Source organism: Thermoactinomyces mirandus (assembly GCF_013868055.1).
Classification (GTDB): Bacteria; Bacillota; Bacilli; order Thermoactinomycetales; family Thermoactinomycetaceae; genus Thermoactinomyces; species Thermoactinomyces mirandus.
Window position 1 is genome coordinate 33369 of the sequence record NZ_JACEOL010000004.1, and the last position, 25572, is coordinate 58940.

The 25572-nt window shown below is 44.2% G+C and carries 23 protein-coding genes, 1 pseudogene and 1 riboswitch; of the genes and pseudogenes, 17 read left to right on the forward strand and 7 right to left on the reverse strand.

All coding sequences use genetic code 11. The features are described 5' to 3' along the window. Positions 1-337: 337 nt before the first annotated feature. From H2C83_RS01840 to H2C83_RS01875, 8 genes are all read left to right on the forward strand, one after another. Positions 338-2134, forward strand: coding sequence for an ABC transporter ATP-binding protein (locus H2C83_RS01840; RefSeq protein ID WP_181737199.1), 1797 nt, complete (start codon positions 338-340; stop codon positions 2132-2134). After that, positions 2127-2534, forward strand: a complete 408-nt coding sequence (locus tag H2C83_RS01845) for an ATP-binding protein (RefSeq protein WP_181737201.1) — start codon at positions 2127-2129, stop codon at positions 2532-2534. The genes H2C83_RS01840 and H2C83_RS01845 overlap by 8 nt, the downstream gene beginning before the upstream one ends. Positions 2535-2964: 430 nt before the next feature. Beyond that, a complete protein-coding gene (gene cyoE, locus H2C83_RS01850) occupies positions 2965-3921 on the forward strand; it encodes a heme o synthase (protein ID WP_312853828.1) in 957 nt (318 codons plus the stop codon). Between the two features lie 114 nt (positions 3922-4035). Further along, on the forward strand, positions 4036-5037 hold the full coding sequence (gene coxB, locus H2C83_RS01855; protein WP_312853829.1) for a cytochrome c oxidase subunit II: 1002 nt from the start codon (positions 4036-4038) through the stop codon (positions 5035-5037). 89 nt (positions 5038-5126) lie between these two features. Beyond that, a complete protein-coding gene (gene ctaD, locus H2C83_RS01860; RefSeq protein ID WP_181737203.1) occupies positions 5127-7046 on the forward strand; it encodes a cytochrome c oxidase subunit I in 1920 nt (639 codons plus the stop codon). Further along, positions 7046-7669 (forward strand): cytochrome (ubi)quinol oxidase subunit III, encoded by a 624-nt coding sequence (locus tag H2C83_RS01865; protein ID WP_181737205.1) that lies wholly within the window; start codon positions 7046-7048, stop codon positions 7667-7669. The genes ctaD and H2C83_RS01865 overlap by 1 nt, the downstream gene beginning before the upstream one ends. A gap of 3 nt (positions 7670-7672) precedes the next feature. Next, on the forward strand, positions 7673-7984 hold the full coding sequence (locus H2C83_RS01870) for a cytochrome C oxidase subunit IV family protein (protein ID WP_181737206.1): 312 nt from the start codon (positions 7673-7675) through the stop codon (positions 7982-7984). A gap of 271 nt (positions 7985-8255) precedes the next feature. After that, the gene (locus H2C83_RS01875; RefSeq protein WP_181737208.1) at positions 8256-8420 is read left to right on the forward strand and encodes a hypothetical protein; all 165 of its coding nucleotides are present in this window, start codon (positions 8256-8258) and stop codon (positions 8418-8420) included. A gap of 41 nt (positions 8421-8461) precedes the next feature. On the opposite strand, the gene H2C83_RS01880 is transcribed toward H2C83_RS01875, so the two are convergent. The 3 genes from H2C83_RS01880 to H2C83_RS01890 form a co-directional block, all read right to left on the reverse strand. Next, on the reverse strand, positions 8462-8671 hold the full coding sequence (locus H2C83_RS01880) for a hypothetical protein (protein WP_181737210.1): 210 nt from the start codon (positions 8669-8671) through the stop codon (positions 8462-8464). A gap of 418 nt (positions 8672-9089) precedes the next feature. Next, positions 9090-10118, reverse strand: coding sequence for an alpha/beta fold hydrolase (locus tag H2C83_RS01885; protein WP_181737211.1), 1029 nt, complete (start codon positions 10116-10118; stop codon positions 9090-9092). Positions 10119-10619: 501 nt separating this feature from the next. Next, positions 10620-15122, reverse strand: a complete 4503-nt coding sequence (locus H2C83_RS01890) for a glutamate synthase-related protein (protein ID WP_246333681.1) — start codon at positions 15120-15122, stop codon at positions 10620-10622. A 556-nt stretch (positions 15123-15678) separates the two neighbouring features. Between H2C83_RS01890 and H2C83_RS01895 the strand changes: the two genes are divergently transcribed. Further along, positions 15679-16032 (forward strand): hypothetical protein, encoded by a 354-nt coding sequence (locus tag H2C83_RS01895; RefSeq protein ID WP_181737215.1) that lies wholly within the window; start codon positions 15679-15681, stop codon positions 16030-16032. A gap of 165 nt (positions 16033-16197) precedes the next feature. On the opposite strand, the gene H2C83_RS01900 is transcribed toward H2C83_RS01895, so the two are convergent. Continuing rightward, the gene (locus H2C83_RS01900) at positions 16198-16590 is read right to left on the reverse strand and encodes a globin domain-containing protein (RefSeq protein WP_181737217.1); all 393 of its coding nucleotides are present in this window, start codon (positions 16588-16590) and stop codon (positions 16198-16200) included. A 16-nt stretch (positions 16591-16606) separates the two neighbouring features. Next, positions 16607-17905: a glutamate-1-semialdehyde 2,1-aminomutase gene (locus tag H2C83_RS01905; protein WP_220183950.1), complete on the reverse strand. Its 1299-nt coding sequence runs from the start codon at positions 17903-17905 to the stop codon at positions 16607-16609. Between the two features lie 251 nt (positions 17906-18156). On the opposite strand from H2C83_RS01905, the gene H2C83_RS01910 reads away from it, so the two are divergent. The 5 genes from H2C83_RS01910 to crcB (H2C83_RS01930) all read left to right on the forward strand — a co-directional run bounded on the left by H2C83_RS01910 (position 18157) and on the right by crcB (H2C83_RS01930) (position 22479). Beyond that, a complete protein-coding gene (locus H2C83_RS01910) occupies positions 18157-19863 on the forward strand; it encodes a hypothetical protein (protein ID WP_181737219.1) in 1707 nt (568 codons plus the stop codon). A gap of 69 nt (positions 19864-19932) precedes the next feature. Next, positions 19933-20709: a sporulation protein gene (locus H2C83_RS01915; protein WP_181737220.1), complete on the forward strand. Its 777-nt coding sequence runs from the start codon at positions 19933-19935 to the stop codon at positions 20707-20709. Positions 20710-20753: 44 nt separating this feature from the next. Beyond that, positions 20754-21506, forward strand: coding sequence for a sporulation protein (locus H2C83_RS01920; protein ID WP_181737222.1), 753 nt, complete (start codon positions 20754-20756; stop codon positions 21504-21506). Positions 21507-21616: 110 nt separating this feature from the next. After that, positions 21617-21675: riboswitch (Fluoride riboswitch) on the forward strand. 40 nt (positions 21676-21715) lie between these two features. Next, a complete protein-coding gene (crcB, locus tag H2C83_RS01925) occupies positions 21716-22120 on the forward strand; it encodes a fluoride efflux transporter CrcB (protein WP_181737224.1) in 405 nt (134 codons plus the stop codon). After that, a complete protein-coding gene (gene crcB, locus H2C83_RS01930; RefSeq protein WP_181737271.1) occupies positions 22120-22479 on the forward strand; it encodes a fluoride efflux transporter CrcB in 360 nt (119 codons plus the stop codon). Before crcB (H2C83_RS01925) ends, crcB (H2C83_RS01930) begins: the two co-directional genes overlap by 1 nt. A gap of 146 nt (positions 22480-22625) precedes the next feature. Here crcB (H2C83_RS01930) and H2C83_RS01935 read toward each other — a convergent pair whose 3' ends face one another. After that, positions 22626-22841 carry a hypothetical protein gene (locus H2C83_RS01935; protein ID WP_181737226.1) on the reverse strand — a complete coding sequence of 72 codons (216 nt, stop codon included), beginning with the start codon at positions 22839-22841 and terminating at the stop codon, positions 22626-22628. A 50-nt stretch (positions 22842-22891) separates the two neighbouring features. Between H2C83_RS01935 and H2C83_RS01940 the strand changes: the two genes are divergently transcribed. Continuing rightward, entirely contained in the window at positions 22892-23335 is a 444-nt protein-coding gene (locus H2C83_RS01940; protein ID WP_181737228.1) for a hypothetical protein, read from the forward strand. Between the two features lie 163 nt (positions 23336-23498). Beyond that, positions 23499-23975, forward strand: coding sequence for an Hsp20/alpha crystallin family protein (locus tag H2C83_RS01945; RefSeq protein ID WP_181737230.1), 477 nt, complete (start codon positions 23499-23501; stop codon positions 23973-23975). A 102-nt stretch (positions 23976-24077) separates the two neighbouring features. Here the strand turns inward: H2C83_RS01945 and H2C83_RS01950 are convergent. After that, positions 24078-24569: pseudogene (locus tag H2C83_RS01950) on the reverse strand (PTS sugar transporter subunit IIA). A gap of 184 nt (positions 24570-24753) precedes the next feature. On the opposite strand from H2C83_RS01950, the gene H2C83_RS01960 reads away from it, so the two are divergent. Beyond that, a complete protein-coding gene (locus tag H2C83_RS01960) occupies positions 24754-24897 on the forward strand; it encodes a hypothetical protein (protein WP_181737276.1) in 144 nt (47 codons plus the stop codon). Positions 24898-25572 lie beyond the last annotated feature (675 nt).

Below are 25572 nucleotides of genomic sequence, written 5' to 3' on the forward strand. Positions count from 1 at the left end.
ATCAACAAGGTAATTCGAGAAATATTCGGTTTTTCTCAACAACTTTTTTATTCGTGATTGTTAAAATAAGAACAGTTCAGCAAGGTAAATTTAACAAAGGTTGTAGTAAATGCTTGATTTCCATATGCATCCATTTTATGAAAATAATACATTAATGATGGTCCCAATAGATTTTGTGACATGTTGAGTTTGACACGGTAACGGTTGATGTTCAGGATGAATCTTTTTGGTCCAGTTTTCCGTTTATAGTGAGTAGGAGGTTTGCACATTAACGGCCACGTTATTCAATATCCCTGATATAATAGGTAACAGTTCTTAAAATCAGGGGTTGAATAACATGGAGAGTATGAGGCGTTATCTCCAATTTGTAAAGCCATATTGGAAACAGATTACCGCCACCATGGTAGTAGGAATAATAAAATTTGGAATCCCGTTGCTGCTCCCGTTGCTCTTGAAATATGTGGTTGATGATTTGCTGTTGTCTTCCATGTCTTATAAGGAAAAAGTGGAAAAATTGATATGGATTTTACTGGGAACACTGTTTCTGTTTACGGTGGTAAGGATTCCGGTTGAATATTTTCGACAATATTTTGCTCAATGGACAGCAAATAAGGTGCTTTTTGATATTCGCAACAGGTTGTTTGATCACATTGAAAAACTATCTCTTCGCTATTATCAAAACCAAAGGGTTGGACAAATCATTTCCCGCATGATTCATGACGTGGAACAGACGAAAGAATTTGTCATTACCGGGATGATGAATATCTGGCTGGACATGACAACATTGATAATTGCGGTTGGGTTTATGCTTTGGTTAGATCCTTGGATGACATTGATTTCCCTTTCCATATTTCCGTTATATGCCGTTTCCGTAAAGTATTTTTTTCAAAATATGCGCCGGACGACCAGGGAGCGGTCCCAAGCCCTGGCGGAATTACAGGGTCATTTGCATGAGCGGGTTCAGGGCATCTCCGTGATTCGCGCTTTTCAGCTGGAAGAGTTTGAACAGAGGCAATTTGAGAAACGCAACAACCATTTTTTGGATAAAGCATTAAATCACACCCGGTGGGTGGCAAAAACCTTTTCAGCGATCAATACGATTACCGATTTGGCTCCCATTATCGTCATTGGCGTATCGGGATATCTGGTGATTAAAGGACAGCTTACCATTGGCGAGATGACTGCTTTTTACGGATACATGGGTTTGATTTACAATCCGATCCGGAGGCTGGTGAACTCTTCCACCACGCTGACCCAGGCTTTTGCATCGATGGATCGAGTCTTTGAATTTATGGATGAACCTTATGACATCCAGAACCGTCCGAATGCCAAAGACATCGATCATGTCAATGGCCGGATCGAATTCAATCAGGTGTGTTTTCGTTATCATGACCAGCAACCCTATATTCTGGATCGGATCAACCTGAAAATCGAACCGGGACAGACTGTCGCATTGGTCGGTTCCAGCGGTGGAGGGAAATCGTCTTTGATCTCTCTCATTCCCCGTTTTTATGATATCAATGAAGGCGAGATCCGAATCGACGGGGTTGATATTCGGGATTTTACCCTGGAAAGCTTGAGAAAACACATTGGCATGGTGTTGCAGGAGGATATTCTGTTTAGTGGAAATGTGAAAGAAAATATCCATATGGGGAGAATAGATGCCACTTTTGAGCAAATTCAGGAAGCCGCAAAAGCAGCCAATGCACATGACTTTATCCGGGAACTTCCCAGGGGATACGAAACAGAAATCGGCGAACGGGGCATTAAACTGTCAGGGGGACAAAAGCAGCGTTTGGCGCTGGCCCGGGTCTTTTTGAAAGATCCGGCGATTTTGATCCTTGATGAAGCAACATCGGCGCTTGATCTGCAAACAGAACATTTGGTACAGGAATCTTTGGAGCGTTTGGCAAAAGGCCGAACCACACTGATTGTGGCGCATCGGTTATCAACGATTACCCACGCAGACCAAATTTTTGTCATTGATCACGGGCGTGTGGTAGAACAGGGGACGCATGACGAACTGATGCGGTTAAACGGCACTTATGCAGAACTGTTTCGTGTGCAAAACCTTGATAAAAATACAAACGGCTCTTTAGATGCATACCAGATTGCGGAGGGGAAAAATGTATAAAACATTTTCGATAAATTATGAATGGGAGATTGTAAATATCCGCAGTGAAGCCAGGGAAATTGCAAAGGAACTGGGGTTTGATGAACTGGATCAATCCCGTATTGTCCAGTCTATATCTGAATTGGCAAGCAATGTGGTACAGCATGCGGAAAAAGGGTTGATCACTATTTCATTCGTTGATTGTAACAATCGCAGGGGATTAAGGATTCAGGTTCAGGATGAAGGTCCCGGCCTGGTCAACCTGGAGGAAGTCGCCAAGGGGAAAACCGGGCAGGTTGGAGAAACATCAGGATTGCAGCATGTGTATATGTTGATGGATGAATTCAGGCAGATCCCGGTAGAATCAGGAACCTGCGTTGAAGCGGTCAAATGGCTAAAGAACAAACCCATCATTTCATAATTTGATAAATAATTTGGAAGGGTGATATTTGACAACACAAATGTCACCCTTTTTTTGCCTTTTGTGCCAAAATATTACCTTCTGTTCAAAAACAGTTCACAGAAGTGTCATTTTTATGTATACAGGGCTGAATAAGTTAGTAAAAGAAAATATCATGCAAAAAAAAGGTGAAATAGTGGACAATTTTGGCCGTTAACTGGTTTACTTATACAAGGATGTCATTCTGCCGCCCTTGCATGAAATCTTTTGATCATCTAAAATGATGATGGAATAGAGTATAAGTTTTGATATTTGTGAATTTTAAAACCGTTGAATCGAAAAGAGGGAATTGCAGCATTCCCCATTTTTCGCTAATCTATAGTTTTCTTCAGTAATGATAGAAAGTTTCAAATATTAAATTATCGTTTTCTGGCTGGAAAGGAGGTTTGTGGTGAAACCATCGCTTTCCGAGCAAACTGCAGCGGAACAAATGATTCGTTCGGAGACTTTCGGATTGACAACCAGGGCGGGTTGGCGCGACTATATAGAAATCACAAAACCAGGGATCAATAAAAGCAATCTGATTGCCACTTTCGCGGGTTATTTTGTAGCAGCGGAAATGATGGAACTGGATTTTCTGAAACTGTTTCTGACATTGCTGGGAACAGCACTGACGATTGCAGGCAGTTGTGTTTTGAACAATTTTATCGATCGGGATATCGATCCGCTGATGGAACGCACCAAAGACCGCCCGGTGGCAGATGGACGGATCAAACCGGCAATAGCTCTCCGGTATGGCCTGACATTGGCTTTGTCCGGATTAATGGTGCTGGCTGCAGGGGTTAACTACCTGACTGCCTTGATTGCTTTGTCCGGATTGTTCGTATATATATTTATTTACACTATCTGGCTGAAAAGAAGCAGCACCCTGAATACTGTTGTCGGGGGAATGTCAGGAGCAGTGCCACCAATGGTGGGATGGGTTGCCGTCACATCTTCTGTGGATTTAAATGCATGGGCACTGTTTTTAGTTTTGTTTATGTGGCAACCACCTCATTTTTTTGCGTTGGCAATGCGGCGTTCCGAAGATTACAGGGCAGCCGGAATACCGATGCTGCCGGTTGTCAAGGGCTTTCATGAAACCAAAAAACAAACGTTATTGTTCACCGCGCTTCTATTGCCGTCATCTTTAATCCTGTTTTATACGGGAGCCCTGGGCCAGTTCTATCTGGCAGTTGCGCTGGTTTTGGGCGGAATCTACATCGCTTTGTCGATCAGGGGTTTCTTTGTCAAGGACGATAAACAGTGGGCCAATCAGATGTTTTTCTATTCCCTGATCTATCTGACCGCAATTTTGCTTGCCATGGTTGCCGACGTATTGATCAGTGACTTGATCCCCGCCATATGACATGGTTGCAGTGCTTTTAAAGCTTGATATAGATAATCTGCTTGTGCACTGTAAATAGTAATCCGCGTTTGTTTTCAGGGTCAAATTTACCAGCAGAAAGTGAGGTTTGAAATTGTGGTGAGTCGAAAAGGTATACGTCATTTCTTAACCGTGTTCGTGCTTGCGGCTCTTGCTCTCAGCGGATGTGCCGGAAATGAGAGTTTAAATGTCCTTGCGCCATCGGGAACTTCGGCAGAAAAGTCGCTGGATCTGATCAAGTTGAGCTTATTCATAATGATGGGGGTATTTGCCGTCGTCATTTCGATCTATATTTACGTCCTGATCCGTTACAGAAAACGGAAAGGCAAAGACGTGATGCCAAAGCAGGTTCATGGCAATACCATTGTTGAAATAATCTGGACTTCCATTCCGATCATATTGATTACAATTTTGGCGATCCCGACTGTAAAATACACGTTTGATATGGCAAATACCAGGGCATCAGAAGATTCAATCACGATCAAGGTAACCGGCTACCAGTACTGGTGGGAGTTTGAATATCCTGACCTGGGAATCAAAACTTCACAGGAGTTACATATTCCTGTCGGGAAACAGGTAAATTTCATTCTGGAAGGCAAAGATGTGATTCATTCTTTCTGGATTCCTGCACTCGGAGGGAAAATGGATGTAATTCCCGGACGCACCAATACAATGCCTCTGGATGCCAAAAAACCGGGTGTCTATCAGGGAAAATGTGCCGAATTGTGTGGAGCAGGGCATGCTCTGATGGATTTTAAAGTCGTTGCGCAGGAAGAAGAAGATTTCAATAAATGGGTTGCGCAAATGCAAAAACCATCTCCTGTACAGACAGCCAGCCAGAAACAGGGGGAAGAATTGTACCGGCAAAACTGTCTGGGATGTCATGCGGGTACCAATCCCAACGTCCAGGGGCCTGATTTGACGAAGTTCGGAACCCGCACAACGATTGCCGGGATTCTGGAGAATAACGAAAAAAATCTGAAAATGTGGATGATGCATACGACAGACGTTAAACCCGGCTCATTAATGCCCAAAATCGATTATCTGCAACCGCAAGAAATGGAAGCGCTTGTCGATTACCTGATGAGCCGGAAATAAATTTTTAACATTCAGAATGTATGAATGCAGGTTAATTTTCTGTAAACCGGACGTTTATTGATGATGAAGCCCACAAAGGAGGGAAAACCATGGGGACATTGCTAGTGCTGATCGTCTTTGCTCTTTTTCTGGTGGCAATCTTCACCGGAGGCTACAACAAAGACTTGAAAGGCTTGCTGGAAAAGAGTACTGTTTGGGATTGGCTTACCACGGTGGACCATAAAAAGATCGGTATCTTGTATTTCTTTTCGGGGATTTTCTATTTTGTGGTTGGTGGAATTGAAGCTCTTCTGATTCGTATGCAGTTGGTTGTACCACAAAATGATTTTATCGTGGGGGATACCTATAATGAACTGATGACCATGCATGGCACCACGATGATTTTCCTGGCTGCGATGCCTTTGATTTTTGGTTTGATGAATGTGGTTGTGCCTTTGCAAATCGGGGCCCGTGACGTTGCTTTCCCGTTTTTGAATGCATTGGGCTTTTGGCTGTTCACATTTGGAGCAATCCTGGTAAATCTGGGATGGTTTTTCGGGAATGCCCCCGATGCGGGATGGACTTCCTATGTTTCGCTTGCACTTAATGAATACAGTCCGGGGCCGGGAATTGATTATTATGTGCTTGGATTGCAGATCACCGGGATCGGGACAATGATCAGTGCGATCAACTTCCTGGTGACCATCATCAATATGAGGGCGCCCGGAATGAGCTTTTTGAGAATGCCGCTCTTTACCTGGACCACTTTTGCCACATCGGCGTTGCTTCTGTTTGCCATGCCGCCGTTGGCAGTCGGTTTGCTGCTCCTGATGTTTGACCGTTTGTTCGGGGCGAACTTTTTCGATTACACGATGGGCGGGAGTTCCATTATCTGGCAGCACCTGTTCTGGATCTTCGGCCACCCGGAAGTGTATATTGTGATTCTGCCAGCATTTGGAATCATGTCTGAAGTGATCAGCACCTTCTCCAAAAAACGGTTGTATGGATATACATCGATGGTGTTTGCCTCGGTGTTGATTTCTTTCCTGGGTTTTATGGTATGGGTTCACCATATGTTTACAGTAGGACTGGGACCGGTGTCTAACTCCATTTTTGCGGTCGCAACGATGACCATTGCCGTTCCGACCGGCATCAAGGTATTTAACTGGCTGTTTACCATGTGGGGCGGGGAGATCCGTTTTACAACAGCGATGCTGTTTGCTCTAGGCTTTATTCCCACTTTTGTCATAGGAGGAATGACCGGGGTAATGGTGGCGTTGCCACCGGCTGACTTTCAGTATCAGGACAGCTATTTCCTTGTTGCCCACTTCCACTATACGCTTGTTGGCGGTGTTGTCATGGGGCTGTTCGCGGGAGCGTACTATTGGTGGCCAAAAATGTTTGGCAAACTGTTAAACGAAACCTTGGGAAAAATCCATTTCTGGTCATTTTTAATCGGTTTCCATCTGACCTTCTTCCCGCAACATTTCTTGGGACTGTTCGGCATGCCGCGCCGGGTATTTACATATCAGCCTAATGTGGGGTTGGAAAACCTGAACCTGATCAGCACAATTGGCACGATAGGAATGGCGATTGGCGTATTGGCGTTTGCCGCAAACGTTGTCCTGAGCTTTGTAAAAAAGGAGAAGGTTCCAAACGATCCCTGGAATGCCCGTTCTCTGGAATGGACCATTCCGTCACCGCCGCCGGCATATAATTTTGTTCAGACTCCATTGATCCGCGGATATGATGCCTGGTGGATTGAAAAACAGGCAGGCAACAAAAGCATGAAACCGGCAGAACCGATTGGTCCGATCCACATGCCGTCTTCCACTTTTGTTCCGTTCCTGATGTCATTAAGTCTGTTTATTGCTGGCCTTGGATTTATTGCACGGGAGAATTTTGCGGCGGGAATTCTCGGGTTGATCATGTTCTTTATTACCATGTTTGTGCGTTCGTTTGACCGGAATCATGGTTGCCACATTGAACCCGAAGAATTTGATCAAGCCAATAAGGGGGTTAAGGCATAATGGAAGTGAACACAGAAATTAAGTCAACCCGAAATATGCCTAACCATCTGGAAACGACTACTTTGGAGGGGAGAAACAAAGTACTGGGTTTCTGGCTGTTTTTAGCGGCAGAAACCGTCCTGTTTGCCTGCCTGTTTGGTACCTATCTGGCACTGCGCCATCAATCCATGGGCGGTCCGGAAAGCAGCGAGTTGTATGATCTCTCTCTTATTGCTGTGTCAACAGCAATTCTTTTAACAAGCAGTTTGACCAGTGTTCTGGCCATGGCCAAAATGAACCAGTACAAACTGAAAGCCATGCTGACCTGGTTGGGCATTACCGTATTGCTGGGACTGTCCTTTCTGGTTCTGGAAATTTATGAGTTTGTCCATTATGTACATCTTGGACATACTTTTATGAACAGTGCATTTGGATCTTCGTTTTACGCCCTGGTCGGAACCCATGGTGCACACGTTACGTTCGGGATCGTCTGGATCACAACACTGATGTTTCAGGCCGCAAAACAAGGCATTACCAGGGAAACGGCACCCAAGCTGTTTGTTTCCAGTTTGTACTGGCACTTTATTGATGTGGTCTGGATCTTTATCTTTACCCTGGTTTATCTTCTGGGAAAGGTGGGATAAACGGTGGTACAACAACAGAACCAGTCTTCACGGGGGCGGGCCGTATCTGATAAAGCAAACCGGGAAATGAAGTATGTCATTTCATTTATTTTCATGATTTTGTTGACAGCTGCAGCTTTTTACCTGGTATCAACCGGTGCTGTAGCAGAACATCTCATCCTGCCACTGATTTTGATATTGGCAACGATTCAGGTGTTTTTGCAATTGTTTACCTTTATGCACCTGGATCAAAAGGGAACTGCATTTTACACCATTTTTATCATAGCGGGAATTTTCTTTGCTGCGGTCTGCGTGGTGGGAATTGTCCTGATGTAACAAACCTGAAAACCTCTTGTTCAAGGCAAGAGGTTTTTTACTTTTATAGAATCGTTTTTAACGGAGAAGGAAAGAATTATGCATAAACTGAACAATATGTCGGCACTGACAAAAAATTTTTGAAGCCGTTCCGTCCTTCATATTTTCAGATGGAATGGCAATCCGGTAACCGGCCCGGGATATTTTGCTGCCATCCATCTAGTGGGCTTGTGGGCATCTGATTGCGTTAAACCGGAAGGATTATCTGGTAATTCTGGAGCCTTTTGCGGTTGTGGATGTATATGGAGAAGTACTGATCATGATGCCGGTAGATTTATCCCCGAATATCGGTTTGTTGATCGATAGCGGAAACGACCATACACTTTCCTTGAGAAAAATGAGTATCGTTTATTGGATAGGAAGAAATGAAGAACATAAAAAACACCGAATAGCCTGAGACTATACGGTGTTTTCAGGTTTTCCCGCATTTGAGGTTCTTCATAAAAAATCACTGAACGTCTTGTATTTCCTGGACACCTGGGTGTCAACGTATTGTTTCCACATTTGTTTGGCACATTCCTTGGAACAGATCGGCGATTCGAAACTTATTTCTACGTAATGTGCTTCTTTCCCACAGATTGAACAAGGAGCAGTCTTTGAAGCAGGAACCAGAATATCTTCCCCTTGCAAATCATGTTTATGATTCAATAGGATCATCCTCTCCTTATTCGGTTTTGTGGTTTGCTCCACTTCCGTTAAAGGAGGAATTGATTGAAACGGAAACAATCAATTCCTCTTAACCATATTTTCTCATATCTTTTACCAGATCAAAAGCCTTTTTTCAAAGGGTAAGTGGATGTTTATAGTTATTATAAAGCAATAAGGGAAAATTGTGCAGGGGATCGCAAAAATTTAGCCACATAATAAGAAAATCAGTCAAAAGAGAGAAATCTTCGTGAACAGACAACAAATGATATAAAGGAGGCACGGATTTGTACCCTGACATACGGTACTGGACAACGGATCATGGAGGGGAGGATGGTCTTCCTTTCACTTTGCAGCCAAGCCGGGCAAAATTCACCAGGACTACAGAAAAGCTACCCAAGCCCTACCGGGGATAACGTTTTCAGGTGACTGCCACATCCTTTAATTGTTGCTGAATCTGGATGGATTTTTGTTGATAAAGCAGGCTCTCTTCTTTGATTCGCAACAAGGCAACCAGGAAGGCGGAGTTTTCTTCCAGATAGGGATAATGAGCCGAATTTTCAAACCAGATGATATCCTTGACAGGAGCCTTAATCTTCTGTAACAATCTTTCCTGCAATTCAAATGGGGACAGGAAATCGTATCTGCCTGTACAAAAGTAAACAGGCACTTTCAGTTCATCTATCTCTTCAAACAGGTTTACTTTCATCAACTGTGTCATCAGATGGTTAAAAGAAAAACGACATCCCCGGCACCACCTGAACCAGTCAGCAAGCGTATATTCTGAAGAGATGAACCCTTTGGCCAGATAGCGACAAAGCGACCCGTTGCGAATATCTCCGCTAAAACGGGAAAGCCAGCGTCGTTGCACATGCAAATTGCAAATGCGTTGATATGGTGGATATCCGATTCGGTTCAAGGCTCTGACAGCCCAAAAATTCCGATTGTTTCGGGCATGGATTAATAAAAACTGGTACGAAAGCAGTTCGCTTTTTTCCGCGTCAGTCATTTGTCCAATACCGATATATGCATGAAGCAAAGATGGATGTTTCTTTGCAAAAAGAGCCCCAATAATACTTCCCCAGGAATGCGCTGCCAAATATACTTTTTTCTGTTTATACCGTTTCAGTAAAAATTGGATCAGGTCATGAGTGTCGGAAACAAGCTGTTCAAGGGTCATGGTATCCGGATCAATTTTTGCAGAGAATGATTTTCCCGCTCCCCGCTGATCCCAGTGAACAACAATAAAATGTTTTTCCAGTTCAGCCTGATAATGTCTCATGAACCCGATATGAGCCAATCCTGGACCCCCGTGCAAAAACAGGAGAATGGGATGATGATTGCTTCTGCTTCGAATCATAATGGTCTGCCTGATACCGCCTAATTTAATTGTTTCAATCGATGCCGTCCCTTTTTCCAATTGTTTGTTGGGGGTTTGACTCCTAAACATTTGATTCCCTACCTTCGTTTATTATTCACTCGGTTAATGTTTTCGGGATAAAAAATATTCTGCATTCTTTTGAAGTTTCCTTCACCAAATTGAGATATTTCATTTTTATTACAGAAAAAGAAAAGTCGCCCGGGGGTTTGGGGAGTCATCTCAATCCAGAACCCGCAAGGGATTCGGGGCATGATGGGGCAGGAGGGAAAGACAGGTTTAATACAATTTTTACAATTATGTAACATATGCATTATTTGAATATAACTGTAACTTTATTTGCGGGTTACGGGGAACTTTCGAAGATTGTTTGCTCCCGGGAAAGGATGCTGCAGAAAGATTCGAGGTAATTGCGGATCAGACAGGAGAATAAACCGCTGGAGCAAATACTGAAGAGGGGACAAACAGCAGGCACGGGTTTTCCCAGCCTGTTTTCTTTGCTGGATTTGTTGGATAGCAGAAATAAAAAAACACACGTTGTGGATTTTGTTCCACAACGTGTGTTTCTCTGCTTTATTCTGTGGTGATAGAGGGATCTGCCTGCTGTTTTCTGGGAATAATTTGAATAAATTCCTGGTCAAGATTTTCAAGAATGGATTCAATTTTTTCCGCTTCTTCAAACTGTTGGGACTGTAGCAATTCATCCTGATACAGACCAAGCAGTTCATTGAGATCGGCAATTCCCTTTTCACTCAGAGGTTCAATATTGACTTTGGCTCCTTTGGCAATCCGGCGCATAATCGCCCCCTCATCCAAGCCCAGCTCAGCTTGAAGGCGAAGGTAAACTACGCCTCCCGTCATCCCGGAGCAGATCCATGGTCCGGGGTCTCCCAATACCACAGCGCGGCCATCTGTCATATATTCAAAAGCAAACCCTTTTATATTGGCCCGGTCGGCAATAAAACCGACTTCATCTTTCAGGGGTTCCCTGATTTCGCCTCCGATGATTAAATCGGCGCCAGAGAGGCGAATTCCGGCCCGTGAATCAGCATCTCCCTGAACAATAAACAGTCCGGCCTGTGCTCCGTAACAAAAACCTTTTCCAACTGAACCATTGATCCGGACACCAAAGCGGTTGCCTGTTTTCAAAACTGAAACTTTTCCGCCAAATGCCGTTTTGCCTGCACCATCCTGGGTACCCCCCATGACTCTCGCCTGGATTCCGTCTGCATGGAAAGCGGCAAATCCGTTGCCTGGGACTGAACCATCCGGAAAAATGAAAGAAACAGGCGGTAGTTTCCGATAACTGCCATCAAGCCTTTGGCTGACCCGGGCACCGGAGTAGTCACTGAGCAACACCCGGTTGGAACTGTCAATGCCTGTAAATGAAAAAGAACCTCCATGTTCCAGAGAAGACAAATCAATGGCATGAAAAGATTCCATCCCTGTTCCGTCAAGCTTGGCAACGGGTACTTTTTTCATGACCTTTTTGAAAGTCCAGTCATGGGTTACTTGCAAGAGAGCACGCAAATCCAGCTTATCCAATTTCCTTGTCTGCATGAGGAGATCGGATCTGCCAACCAGATCCTGTGTCCGCTTGAACCCTAATTGTGCGGTCAGCCGTTTGATCTCGTTGCCAAAGTTGGTAAACAGATTTATCAAGGCTGCCACAGCCTGATCAAACTGGCGGGGAACAAACCGGCGCAAGCCAAGTTCTTCAGCTTCTTCAACCGATTCAATCTGGGTTGCAATCCCTACATGGCAGGTATCCAGGTGACAGCCACGGCAAGTGGTACAGCCAATTGCCAACATGGCAAGTGTTCCGAATCCGACCCGATTTGCACCAAGCAACATGATTTTGACGACATCCAATGCGCTTCTGAGGCCGCCATCGGCCCAGATTTCCACCTGATCGCGAATTCCGGCTTCGATGAGAGCGTTGTGAGCCGTTTTTACCCCGATTTCGGCAGGTAATCCGACGTGTTGCAATGCATGGATTCTTGCCGCTCCGGTTCCGCCGTCAAATCCGCTTAATGTGATGATATCTGCTCCTGCTTTGGCGATTCCTACGGCAATCGTGCCGATATTGGGAACAATCGGGACTTTGACAATCACTTTGGCCTTGCGGTTTGCCGTTTTCAATTCTGAAATAATCTGGGCCAGATCTTCGATGGAATAGATATCGTGGTTGTTCGACGGTGAAATCAAATCGTTCCCGGGCGTTGCATTTCGGGCAGCGGCCACTTTTGCAGTAACCTTTTTGCCGGGAAGATGTCCGCCTTCTCCCGGTTTTGCGCCTTGGCCAATCTTGATTTCGAGAATATTGGCTGAGTTGGCCAGTTCAATATTGACGCCGAACCGCCCGGAAGCGATCTGGTGACCCCGTGTTTTGGGATATTTTCCGAGCATATCCTTGATTTCTCCGCCTTCTCCGTTCAGGCTGACCATGTTTAATCGATCTGCCGCTTCGGCATAGGCGCGGAAGGCAACTTCATTCTGGGAACCAAAGGACATGGAGCTGATCACCATCGGCAAATCGTGATCACCCACACTCAAGTCAACTTCCTCCGGCAAAATTTCCGACTGTTCCTTCAGCACCAGATCCGTGACATGGCGAAGCGTTACCGGGTTCTCCTGTTCCAGTTTCTCCATTTTTTTCGCAAACTCTTCGTATTTGATCGATCCGGCAGCCAGCTGGCCGATTGATTTCCAGATCCGTGGCCAGAGATGATAAAGGCGGGCTGCTTTTGCTTTTTCATTGGAATATTCTGAGTAGCGTGCTTCTGCGTCTTCTTCCAGATGGCGCCAGGTGTAACCCGCTTTATCCGATCCGCAGTAGTTGGTAATCTGCAAAACCCCAGCCACTTCCGGGTGAAGCCCGATTGATGAGAACAGGCGGGCATATCCGCGTATTTCGTGAATGCCGATTGTCGATAAAATCTTTTCGAGCCCCTTGTTTATCGCCTGATAAAGTTTAAGGGCAGATTTGCCTTCCAAATCGCTTATTGTGGCAAACATTAAATAGGGAGACAAGAGGTCAGCCCCCAAACCGATTGCCACCGCCAGATCATGCAGGTTTCTCAGGGCGGCGGAACGAACCAGTATTGTGCAGCGTCGGCGCAGGTTTTGTTGTCCATCGGTGATCTCTTTTCTTTTCAGAGCCTGATCCACTTTGGAAACAGCCAGGTGCGGATCGAGGAAAAGCTGGCCGTTCCGATGGCATTGTGAATCATCCAGCAGGATCAGTCTGGCACCATTTTGCACTGCATCAACGACTTGCCCGGCTATCAGTTCCAATGTTTCCGGAATCCCGTCCCCTTTTGCACAGGTGAGGGAGAAGCGGGCAACCTGGCCGGCTTCTTCAAAGAAATGCAGCACGGATTCGTACGCAAGGGTTGGAACTTCACTGCAAATCTCCCGGGCCATAACGCCTTCGGCCAAAATGGGTGACGGCAGTTCAATCCTGGTTGAATTACCCGGTTCAGGCACACTTGGATGCGGGCGACTTCCAATGACAACCCGGGTTGAAAAATGCTCAATTTCCCGTTCACGGTCAATTGCAGGATTGGTGACAACAGCCACACTTTCTTTAATAAAGTCGGAAATGTTTTGCCTTACTTTTGACAAAGCGGCCAGCGGTGCATCATGCCCAAGTGAACGGATCGGGTCTGCGCCGGTATCCGCCATTTGTTCCACCATCTGAATTTGCTCCCGATCCCATCCAAAAGCAGCATACATGCTGTCGCTGGCTGAAATGTTTCCAGGATCGGCTCTCGTGTTGCCAATTTGTTCCGGGGTAATGGATAAATACTTATGATATCCGGAAACATCCCCCCGTTTTTGTACCCTTTTTAACACTTTCTGCTGCAGTTCATGATGGGGGACAACTTTTACTTCCGGCTGTAAACATACTCCTATTGTTTCTCCGGGGGCGAGCGGTTTTGGGTCACAAACCATGTCCGACGCAGGGATAATCCCCTGTTCCGAACTGAAATAAAAAACCCGTTCATTTTCAATCATCCATAAAGGCCTTAAGCCTAGTGCATCGACACTGAATGCGCATTCATCACCGAAACGGGATACAATCCCTGCCGGGCCTTGTGCAAAGGGACCCCATGCCTGACGAAAATACGTGTACAAGTTCTTCAATTCGAGCGGCAAATGTTTGATTTCGTTCAAAATGGGAGGAAAGGCAAGTTCGATGGCTTCAAACAAGCTGAAGCCGTAACGGTGGATCAGCGTTTCCAACAGTCTGTTGAGATCTTGGGAATCGCTGCCGTCTTCGGCAAGGGGAACCCCGATCATTCTTGCTTCATCCCGCAGCTTGCACACGGTATTGATTTCTCCGTTATGACCCAGGATGGAAAATGGCTGAACGCGGAAGAAGTTTGAAAGAGTATTGGTGGAGTAACGGTTGTGTCCGATGGTGACAATCGCTTTAAAATCGGGATGGGTCAAATCGTGAAAGTACTTTGGTAACAGGCTTGCTGTTCCCATCAGCTTGTAGACAGCAGTTTGATTGGAAAAGGAAGCGACCTGAACCGGTTCCGACTGTTCAATTTCAATACTCAATTCAAACAGCCTGCCTGGCAACTGATGTTTACTTTCTGCGGAAACAGCAACTTGCCAAAAATGAGGTTCATCAGCTCTTCCGTTGGGTCCCAAAACCGAACTGTTGACCTGATCAAGTTTTTCAGCCAAAATGATAAGTTCATGTTTTTTTAACAGGGATCGAATATTTTTTTGCATTTCTTTAAAAGATAACTCATCCCGTTTTGGAACAAACAGATGGGCAACCGCAAAATGAGGCGTATAAGCCAACGAAGGAGAAACACCTTGGCGGGACAATTCCTGGGTCCAGAGGTCGCGGGGAATATCCGTCAAGATGCCGCAACCGTCCCCTTCTCCATTGATGAATCCTGAACGGTGTTCCATTTTGACAAGCGCGCTGATTGTATCCAGCATATTTTCCCGCTTGGGCTTTCCATCTTTTTCGATTGTGGCGATTATACCACAGCTATCGTGTTCTTGAGCAGTCAAGTTTTGAAAACGCCCTAAATCAGCTTTCTTTTTCATGGGAACGGTCATCGTTGACCTTTCACCTCCATATGTTTTTTCTGAAAATACTGACAATGTCGGTGGATAAAAGGGAAATACTTTGTCATATTTCTATAATAAAGTTATAAGTGTAAAAAAGAGTATTAAAATAGTTAGTAATAAAAGAATAACATCAAATTTTATGTTTTCGCAAGCAAAAAATATAATTTTTATTCATTTTATGTCTGTTTTTTTGAAGCTATAGCGTGTGGTGTGCTTCAATTTTATCAGAAAAATCAAGGGTTTTGCAAATCAAACGCTTGTAAGCGGTTTCAACTTATGCTTGTATATTTACAATTATTTTATTTTAAATATACAATAAGAATTCGGTTATTCCGGATGTAAAAAAAGGGAATTCGTTTAACATCCTGAATGGATGGGAAATAAGCATGATAAATGTTGTTATTTGGAATTAAAGAACCATGTTTTGGAATGGGGAATATAAGACAATTGGAATGTGTTTAGAGTATGGATAAACAGAGATGAGACAGCTGATTTGTCCTGATGCATGTCTGACAGAAGGGGGCTAAAATATATGCGCAGATGGCTGATGCCGGGTCTTACCCTGATCACCGCCATGATGCTAATGCAAGCAAATGTCTGGGCCGAAGAAACAGGTTGCCATTCGTTTGCTTCCTGGAATGAATCCCAGAAATATTTTGAGGTAAAGGGCGGATCCAAAGTTCAAAATGTCGATTCGCTGGACAGTGATCAGGATGGATTGGCGTGCGAGGAGTTAATTGGTTTTAAGGCGGATCATATCAATCCGAATAATGCAAAAAAATCGGCTCCCGCAGAGGCAAAACAGCCACAGGAGGAAAATTTTCCGGAGCAAATTTTCTCTTTTTTGAAAGCGTTATGGCTTCAACTGACCGGATTTTGGGGATAATGGTTTGCCTGGGGCTTAAAATAGTTTTTCGGAAGCGATAGCGGGTCAGCTTCCGCCAGAGAGCCGGGAAGGTTTCTGTACCGGGTGGAGGCAGGCTGAAATCCTCAAAAAGGTTTTTTTGCAAATGGAAAGCCCCGGGGATCTCTTTCCCGGGGCTTTGTATGATTATTCTTCAGATGGAGACTTGTTTACCATATGGTGGGCCGCAATAACCAGCCGGCCCCAGATGGCATCTCTTTCTTCTCCGGAAATCCCTGTTTCATCCAAAGCCTGTTCCATACAGGCAAGCCAGGCCTGAGCGCGTTCAGGAGTAATTGGAAAAGGCATATGGCGTGCGCGAAGCATCGGAAGACCGTATTTATCGCTGTAAAGGGAAGGACCTCCCAATAATTGGGTCAGGAACATGTACTGTTTTTCCATGACCGGACCAATATCTTCAGGAAAGAGCGGTTTTAAAAGAGGATCAGCCACGACCCGGGGATAAAAGGCTTCAACCAGCTGTCGGACTTTTTCGGTACCACCGATTTTTTCATAGATGGATTCTTGCTGTTGTTTCATCTGATCACCACTTTGTCTAGGAATTGGGACGCATTTTCCTGAATGCCCCTTCAACAGCACGCAGCGTGAATTGGATGTCTTCTTCCTTATGGGCTGTTGTCAGGAACCAGGCTTCATATTTGGATGGAGCTAAATATACGCCTTCTTCCAACATTAAACGGAAAAACTGCCCAAATAGTTCGCTGTTTGCTGCTTGAGCATCATCATAATCTTCAACAGGCCGGTCGGTAAAATATACTGTCAGGGCTCCCCCAACCTGGTTGATCGAGACCGTGATTCCGTATTTGTCAGCCAGGCGCGAGATTTCCCTGTTCAGGGTTGTTCCCATCTCCTCAAGACGCTGATAGGTATTGGGCTGCTTTAACGTTTCAACACATGTCATTCCGGCCGATATGGATAAAGGGTTCCCGGCCATCGTTCCTGCCTGGTACATCGGACCGTTCGGCGAGACTTTCTCCATGATTTTCCGGCTGCCGCCATAAGCTCCGATTGGCAGGCCGCCCCCGATGATTTTCCCCAATGCTGTCAAATCGGGGTCGATCTGGTACAGGTTTTGTACACCGCCATATTGAAAACGGAAACCGGTAATGACTTCGTCATAGATGACCAGTGCTCCGGCGTCATGGGCCAATCTGTTGATAGCCTTCAGAAAACCCGGCTTGGGCGGAACGATGCCAAAATTACCGACAAGTGGCTCAACCAGTACAGCCGCAATCTGGTCACCCCATTTTTCCATCACTTCCTCAAGAATTTCCATGTTGTTGTAAGGAATGGTGATCACTTCATTGGCAATCGACTCGGGAACACCAGCACTGTCAGGCGTGCCCAGGGTTGAGGGACCCGAACCTGCTGCAACCAGAACCAGGTCGGAATGGCCGTGGTAACAGCCGGCAAATTTCAAAATTTTGATGCGACCCGTGTAAGCCCGTGCCAGGCGAATGGTTGTCATGACCGCTTCTGTTCCGCTGTTGACAAAGCGGATTTGTTCCATGGACGGGATCGCTTCCCGCAACATCTGGGCAAAACGGACTTCTTTTTCAGTCGGTGTCCCGTATAATACTCCATGAGTGGCAGTTTCAATAATTGCGGCTGTTACGACCGGATGAGCATGACCCAGGATGATCGGACCGAAAGCGGCAAGATAGTCAATGTAACGATTGCCATCTTCATCCCAGAAATAAGGCCCTTGTGCTTTTTTCATAAAAATGGGCGTGCCATTTCCCACGGCACGAAATGAACGGGATGGGCTGTTGACACCACCTACAATGACATCCAGTGCTTCCTGATATAGTTGTTTTGAACGCTGTATATCCAAGAGAATCCTCCTTTTGCCAATCACTTTGTGACGTTTTTTTTAAAAGGTTTATGTAATTCTTTAAGCCTGTGAAATGGAGAAAAAAACATTTTAAGAATGACAAGGGTCTTTATCAATTGTAACGCGATTTACAGGAATTGCCTAGGGATTGTCTCTTTATTTCGTTCTGTGCTATGCTGAAATCGGGAATATATGTGGATTTTTCGGAGTTTATATATATGCTATGGGAACATGACAGATGGAGGCGAAGTATGTTGTCTTTATTCCACGTGGGTGAATCTTACAGGGATTTATATCAGGTTGAATATGTGGTTCGCTTTTTTGACGGAGAATTGGCAGTTGCCCGCAAAGACTCCTTCCGGTATTATCTCCAGTCGGCCCATTTGCGAAAACAGGCACCGTCACGGGCAATTACGCAGTATCGTTCTTTAAGGCATTCATTGATTATTCCTTTCGAGGAAGTTTATACAGAAGAGCGCTCCATTGTTTTCATTCGCCCCTATGTTCCCATTCATCCTTTGCGGGAGGTTATTTCAACGCACGAGGTGAATGAGGATCAGGTTATCCAATGGGTGAAGCAGCTTCTGGTATTAGAAAAAGAATTGAAATCAAAACCGATGAAAATGTACTTGTTATTAGATCCAAGAAACATCGGCTTAACCGAAGACGATGAATTAAGAGTATTTTTCTGCGGCATAGAGAAAATTACCGCACAACCAAAAACACTTGATTGGGGAACATTTATCTACAGTTTGCTGGGCGGGGAATATCTGGAAGAACCGCTTGATAAGGTTCCGGCAGATTTCGATGGCTCCAAATGGCTGATCCGGTTAATTCAGCGGAGTTTGCGGAATGACTCTCCGGAATCGGTTTTGTCCCATATTGAGTACTATGAAAGGAAAAAAGAAGGAAAGGGACTGTTAGGGTTTCTTTTTAAAGGTGAGAAAAAAGTACGGCAAAAAATCAGGGAAACCCTTGATCAAGGCAGAAAAGAATCTCCCTCTCCGGACGAAGGAACCTCTCCTGGTACCCCTGTATCCGCGAACGAAGCGGAAAAACCCGATTCACCAGAAAAAAAGGTTGTTGACCCGATACTGCCAGATAATCAGATACATACGCAGGAAGAAGAGCGGTTTGAACGCTTGCGGCAAGAATTTGAACGCAGGCAGAAAGAGTTGCTCGAAAAACAGCGCCTGGAATTGGAGCGGCGTCAACAGGAACTCCTGGAGCAGCAGCGTCAGGAATTTGCCAGGCGGGAAGAAGTGCTTTTAAATCAGCAAAAAGAAGAATTCAGGCAACAGATCGAGGAGCCTGAGCAACAGAAGAATTGGGAGCGGGAGCAGCAGGAACGGGAACGACAGCTCGAGGAACAGAAACAAAAAGAAGAAGAAAAGGCTCGATTGGAAAAAGAGCAGTTGGAAAGGGAACTTCGCAAAGAACAGGAATTAATGGCCAAAGAGCAGGAAGAGCGTTTAAAAGCGGAACTGAAAAAAGTGGAGCAGGAACGGCTTAAGTGGGAACAAAAGCAGAAAGATCTGGAGAAGAAGGAAGAAGAGTTACGGGAGAAGCTGCAGCGTGAGTTTGACCAGATGGTGAAAGCATTGATGGAGAAACAGGAAAAAGAGTTTGAGCGCCGGCAGAAGGAAATGTTGGAGAAACAGCGTGAGCTTCTGGAAAACCAGACCAGGCAGCGGTTGGAAAAACAACGGGAAGAGCTGGAGCAAACATCAAGACATTATTTGATTGTTCCCCGTAAAAAACCCCAAGCAAGCTTGATTGATTTTGGAAAAGAAGAAAAAGAAAAAAAACAGGAGCGGTCGGAAAAGGAACAGCAGGAAGAACTGAAGTGTGAACGCGAGCGCTTGCGCAAGGAAAAACTGGCCCGGGAAAAAGCCGAACACGATCATTTGGTAAAGCAATTTGAAGAATATATGAATCAGATGTACCACACCGATTAGTCAAAATCGGTTTTTGTTATAGAGAGAGGGGCATGTTCGCCCTTTTCTCCTTCTCAACAGGAGGTTATTTTGTATTTTGGAGAAGGAGTGTTGCAGAAAATGATATTATATAAACCGTTGGCAAGTCTGGGAATTGGTGGGGCAACCGTGGATACCCGCTTAGAAGGGGAACAATTTCATCCCGGGAAAATGGTGAAAGGTGAGGTATGGATTCAGGGTGGACAAAGTGAGCAGCAAATCGATGATATTTACCTGTACCTTATGGTCGATTTGTCAAAAAACGGAAAAAAGACGACACATCCCATGAAGCAATATCTTCTGTCCCAATCACTTGTGATCAAAAGAGAAGAACCGATTAAAATCCCGTTTCAGATCAAACTTCCGATGGAAACGCCGATGTCGACAGGAAGCTTTCCCATTTATCTCAAAACGGGATTGGATATCAAAATGGCCCTGGACCCTACTGATCTGGACAAGATTGAAGTGTTTCCGACGCCTTTGGTGCAAAAAATATTGAAACGGATAGAGGATGCGGAATTTATCCTGTACCGGATCCATAACGAGTATGATCCTGATCAAAAACCGTATTCCTTTTTTCAGATGTTCCAGTTCCGTCCCACCGGAAGATACCATGGGTATGTGGACGAATTGAATGTCATTTTTCAGGCGATGGACTTGTCGATCAGGATGGATATTGAACTGATCCGGTCGGATCGTGTTTTAAACAGCAGTTTTTCCTGGGATTATCACGATCCAAATGGAACCTTGATGATCAATAATCAGAAAGTGGCGGATGATCCGCTGGTAAAGATTCACGAAATGTTAAACCGTAAAACTTTATATTAGCAAATTGAAATGATTTGACTGTTTTTCAATATGGGGGTATTTAAATGTTTGGCAAAGTATTGTCAAGTCTGGGTGTAGGGGCCGCAAAAGTGGATACCCGTCTTGAAAAATCGACTTACCGTCAAGGAGAACTGGTTCGGGGGGAAGTGTTTATTCAAGGCGGACAGTTTCCACAACAGATTGATGAAATTTACTTGTACCTGATGGTTCATTATCATTATGAGGACAAAGAAGAGGAACATGTGATCAACCAGTTTCGACTGACCAACACTTTTCAGATCGGGGAACGTGAGACAAAGGTGATTCCTTTTGAGATTGAAATGCCATTTGATGCTCCCATTTCCACAGGGGGTTCTCCCATTTATTTGAAAACGGGACTGGACATCAAAATGGCCCTGGATCCGAAAGACAAGGACGGGATTGAGGTGCTTCCCCATCCGCTTGTCGATCATGTTTTACATACCATTGAAGAAGTCGGATTTCGGCTTACCAGTGTCGAATATGCATTTGACAAATTTTATTCCCGACATCCGTTTGTGCAGGAGTATCATTTGACACCAGTCGGCTCGTACCGGAATTATTATGATAAAATCAGTGTTGTCTTTTATCCGGATGATGAATTTGTGGATACCATCTTTATTTTAGACCGGAAAGCTGTTGACTTGATGAGTTCGATGGAAGAAGCACTAAATCTGGATGAACGATTGTTCCGGTTTACTGTGGATCGAAAAGAAGTGATTCCAAGCAATAAAGCATTGAAGAAAAAACTTGTTGATTTGCTTGAGCAGCATATATAAAATAAAATCTTAAAGGACTCAAATTGTTTTTTCTTTTGTTCCGAAGAGTGGAACTCCTTTTTGCTGAAATTTTGAAAATGACACATCATGCTGATAAAATGTAAAAGATGGATACGATCGGCGATGGAGTTCGCCATAACCGCCAAGAGCTGATGACTCCTGCCAGTGCTAAACCTGGCAGGAGTCTGTTCGTTTTCAGGAGGATTGTGATGATATATTGGGTCATTGGCATTGCCGGGATGATTGGAGCACTGCTTCGATATGTTGTCGGCATTCTGTTTCCCGCAGGTTGGTTTTGGGGATTTCCTTTGGGGACATTATTTGTAAACTGGATTGGTTGTTTTCTGTTAAGTTGGCTTATGATCTGGTCTGTACAGGTTTTCCCTTTGCCATCATGGTTGCGTACAGGACTTGGAACAGGGCTGGTCGGTTCATTTACTACTTTCTCCACGTTCAGTGTAGAAGCAGTCAGAATGATTTATTCGGGTCTGTGGAGGATGGCCCTTCTCTATGTGTTTCTCAGTTTATGGGGAGGTTTGTTTTTCGCCTGGATTGGCAGCCGTTTGTCGACCGGAGGGAAGAATATTGAACCGGGGGAGGCTGATTTGCTGTGATTTTTCAGGTGTTACTGGCAGGTGCCGGTGGCTTTTTGGGGGCTATTTGCCGTTTTGTCATTAGTCAAAGATTGAACCGGCCCATTCCCCATTTCCCGGTGGGGACCCTGACAGTAAATCTGGCTGGTGCGTTTCTTCTGGGCCTGATTGCGGGGTGCCCGCTTTCCGGGTCCTGGGTTTTGTTTTTGGGGACCGGATTTATGGGCTCTTTTACGACATTTTCTACTTTCAAGTGGGAAAGTGTCCAGTTGTCGCAATATAAAAAATGGCAGACGTTTTTGCTTTATCTGGGAGTGAGTTATACAGCGGGAATTTTACTGGCGTTTGCAGGTTACGCTCTGAGTCTGGAGTATTTCTGAAATTATTTTTTCGTAGAATCAGCCTTATCAATATTTGGTTTATTATTAAATTATATCAAACAGTTATTCTAGTCTTTTTCAGGAGGTTAACCCTCTGCTCAAGAAACTGGTTGTATCTCCCGATTTATTGACAATGGTATCTTCCTCTACAGGGCGCGGCAAAATTCCGGCCTCCGCTTCCCGGAGAATGAAGAAAGTATAAGCTGACTGAGGTTGCCACCAGCACTGTTAATAACATAGAACTCCATATTTATGATATCTGTCCGGTTAATCATAATTTCTCTGTAGCGGATTCCAATGATGCTTGCCAGCATGCTTCTACCGGCAATTGCACTGCTTGCAAATGTTTTATATATAATCATGAATACGACTCATATATCGGTATTACGAATATGAAACTGAAACGTATTATGTGGACATCAGGAATAGTGGTCAGGTCATTACTTTAAAAGAAAAATTGTTACTGCCAATAATCCTGTGTCCCACGGGTGATTATCTTTACCAATCCAGCCTGTTTTCATCTGTTTTTATCGGATGGGAGAGTTTTATACTGGAAGTGAACAAACTGCTTCTGGAAGCATTGGAAGGTGAGCAAAACGTGTTAACGATGGATGATTGGAAAGAAGTAGCCAAAGAAGCGGCAAGGTGTGCAAGTGACCAATGCGAGACAATTATTTTCCTGGATGGGACTGTTTCTGCAGTTACTGGATCAGGTAGCCCGAATAAGCCCGTTTTGCTGATACTCGGCCCTGGCCGGTATACCGCAGAAGATATCTGGATACAGATGGAAAAAAGAATCAGGCACATGCAGGAAATGGAAAAAATCAAAAGGAAATTTTGGAGCCAGTTTAAATAAAACCGCTGCCCGGAAGGGGTGGCTTTTTTCTTGCCCTAATTGAAAAATCAGTTTCAATTTCCGTTGCCGGTTCCTATTTCCAGATTAACCGTCCTGTTTTCTGTATAACATTTTTTTTATCTGCACACTATATAGTAAAAACAGATACAAGGAGGAGATGGATTTGAGCAGGATTGAACGCTACCGGGATCAGGGTCGTTCCTATCATCCACTCACTTATTCTCTCGCACAGATCCATTCAGAAATAAATCGTGCATTTGAACGTTTTTTTGACAATCCTATTTGGGAAAAGCCGATGTCCATCATGCCGGCGATCAACATGAAAGATGACGGGAACCAGTATACCATCGAGGCGGATATGCCCGGACTGGAGGATCGAAACATTGAAATTGAAATACATGGAAACCAGCTGATTATAAAAGGGGAGCATGAGCAGCAAGAGGAAAAACAGGGAGAAAAAATGTACATTTCAGAACGAAAGTATGGTTCCTTTCACCGCTCGATAACCATTCCGGAAGATGCCAATCATGACAATATCCAGGCCAGTTATGAAAATGGCGTGTTGGTGATTGCGATCCCGAAAGATCCGGGAAAAAAGCCGAGGAAAATCACAATCAACCGAAACAGACCGGCTGAATAACCAGCTCTTGAAAAATAAAGGTTTCAGGATGAAAAGTTGAAACCGTCTGTTGGTACAGGCGGTTTCAGACTAATTAATATAAACTTGTTATTACTCTTGCATTTACCTTACATGGCATTTAAAGACGTAATCTCCTCTATCTGTTTCACCATTTTCCCCTGTTTCTATTTGGTCAACTTTTTCTTCACTGTTTGTAATGTTCATTGGAGTGACAATTTGTTTGTTATTTTTTTCCAATAATTCCAGGTCCACATTCATCAAATGATCTCCAACCTTTACTTGCCCTTCACTTACAAACACTTCATACCCTTTGTCATTCAGTTCTACTGTATCCAGGCCAATATGAATCAATACTTCCAATCCATTTTCGGTCTGAATAGCAATCGCGTGTTTGGTTGGAAAAATTCAGGAAATTTTTTCGTCTACCGGGGAAACAATTTTCCCGTCTTTTGGTATAAAGGCTATGCCGTCCATCATTTTTTGTGCAAAGACAGGGTCTGGTACTTCCGATAATGAAATGACTTCCCCATGTATGGGAGAAAACAAGTCTACCATCATCATTTTTGGTTTTCTCTTGAAAAAATCTTTGGACATGCTGAACGCTTCTTTCTATCTGGTATTGTATAAGGGGCACACAGGCATTTAACTTTCCTTATCATCTTCTTTATTGTTATTTTTTAATATTTGTTTCTTTTCCATTAAAAAATCCACATAATGACTGAAAATAGCCTCTCCAATCATGAAAAAAGAGGCAAATTGTGTTCCATTGTAGCTTGCAATGATTGAACTTCTGTCATACAGGTTATATGGAGTCATTCTGGCCAAACGGTTATTTACCAAATTGGTGATCGATATAAATCGGATTCCTTTTGTTACCAAAATTCTGTACCACAGGAAAAATGGCTGGTGTATCTCCGGATAAGGAAATAATGATTACAAGATCATCTCTCTTTAAATTCTTTACAAGGGTTTCAAATTCTGATTGAGAGCAGATTACATGCATGTACTTCTGCAAAGGCAAGAACATTCTTTGCAATTCCAAGACGTCTCTTCCCTGGGACTTTTTGGCCAATCCAAGGGGAATGCCGGTAACAAAGAGCAATGGCATACAGTCCAACCTCCCTCTTCAAGAACTGTCCAGATTTTATACCAGTAACCATCAGGATCCGCCAGAGATGACATAATATCCGATTTTAAAATAAAATAGCAAGCCCTACGAGGATCCCTGCAAACGGAAACAGTAATACCGGTACAAACATGGCTGCTCCAAAACGTTGGAATTTTTGCATCAACTTTTTTTATTCACTCCCTTTAGTAATGAAATCTAGAAACAATTTGATAAATTATAGTGTCAGCTACAAATTTGATAACGTTTACATTTAAAAATATAATGCAATCATATTTGATAACAATAACTTTGGAAGATTCTGAGACATAATCATATCTTTTGTACATTTTCCCATGGTTTGAAAACTTTTTCGGCATAAAAAACAGGCATATTATCAGGTAGGTAAACCAACCCGGTTTTGTGTTATCCCGGTCAGGACAAAACGGTGATTTGAATGTCCACTCAGCCAGGTAATGTGACACAGCCTGT

Coding starts and splice junctions, on each gene's coding strand:
- H2C83_RS01910 (WP_181737219.1), top strand. CDS start 18,157: ATGTTGTCTTTATTCCACGTGGGTGAATCTTACAGGGATTTATATCAG.
- H2C83_RS01900 (WP_181737217.1), bottom strand. CDS start 16,590: ATGAAACAACAGCAAGAATCCATCTATGAAAAAATCGGTGGTACCGAA.
- H2C83_RS01890 (WP_246333681.1), bottom strand. CDS start 15,122: ATGAAAAAGAAAGCTGATTTAGGGCGTTTTCAAAACTTGACTGCTCAA.
- ctaD (WP_181737203.1), top strand. CDS start 5,127: ATGGGGACATTGCTAGTGCTGATCGTCTTTGCTCTTTTTCTGGTGGCA.
- H2C83_RS01845 (WP_181737201.1), top strand. CDS start 2,127: ATGTATAAAACATTTTCGATAAATTATGAATGGGAGATTGTAAATATC.
- H2C83_RS01935 (WP_181737226.1), bottom strand. CDS start 22,841: ATGATTATATATAAAACATTTGCAAGCAGTGCAATTGCCGGTAGAAGC.
- H2C83_RS01840 (WP_181737199.1), top strand. CDS start 338: ATGGAGAGTATGAGGCGTTATCTCCAATTTGTAAAGCCATATTGGAAA.
- H2C83_RS01885 (WP_181737211.1), bottom strand. CDS start 10,118: ATGTTTAGGAGTCAAACCCCCAACAAACAATTGGAAAAAGGGACGGCA.
- H2C83_RS01895 (WP_181737215.1), top strand. CDS start 15,679: ATGCGCAGATGGCTGATGCCGGGTCTTACCCTGATCACCGCCATGATG.
- crcB (WP_181737224.1), top strand. CDS start 21,716: ATGATATATTGGGTCATTGGCATTGCCGGGATGATTGGAGCACTGCTT.
- H2C83_RS01865 (WP_181737205.1), top strand. CDS start 7,046: ATGGAAGTGAACACAGAAATTAAGTCAACCCGAAATATGCCTAACCAT.
- H2C83_RS01920 (WP_181737222.1), top strand. CDS start 20,754: ATGTTTGGCAAAGTATTGTCAAGTCTGGGTGTAGGGGCCGCAAAAGTG.
- H2C83_RS01960 (WP_181737276.1), top strand. CDS start 24,754: ATGATTGAACTTCTGTCATACAGGTTATATGGAGTCATTCTGGCCAAA.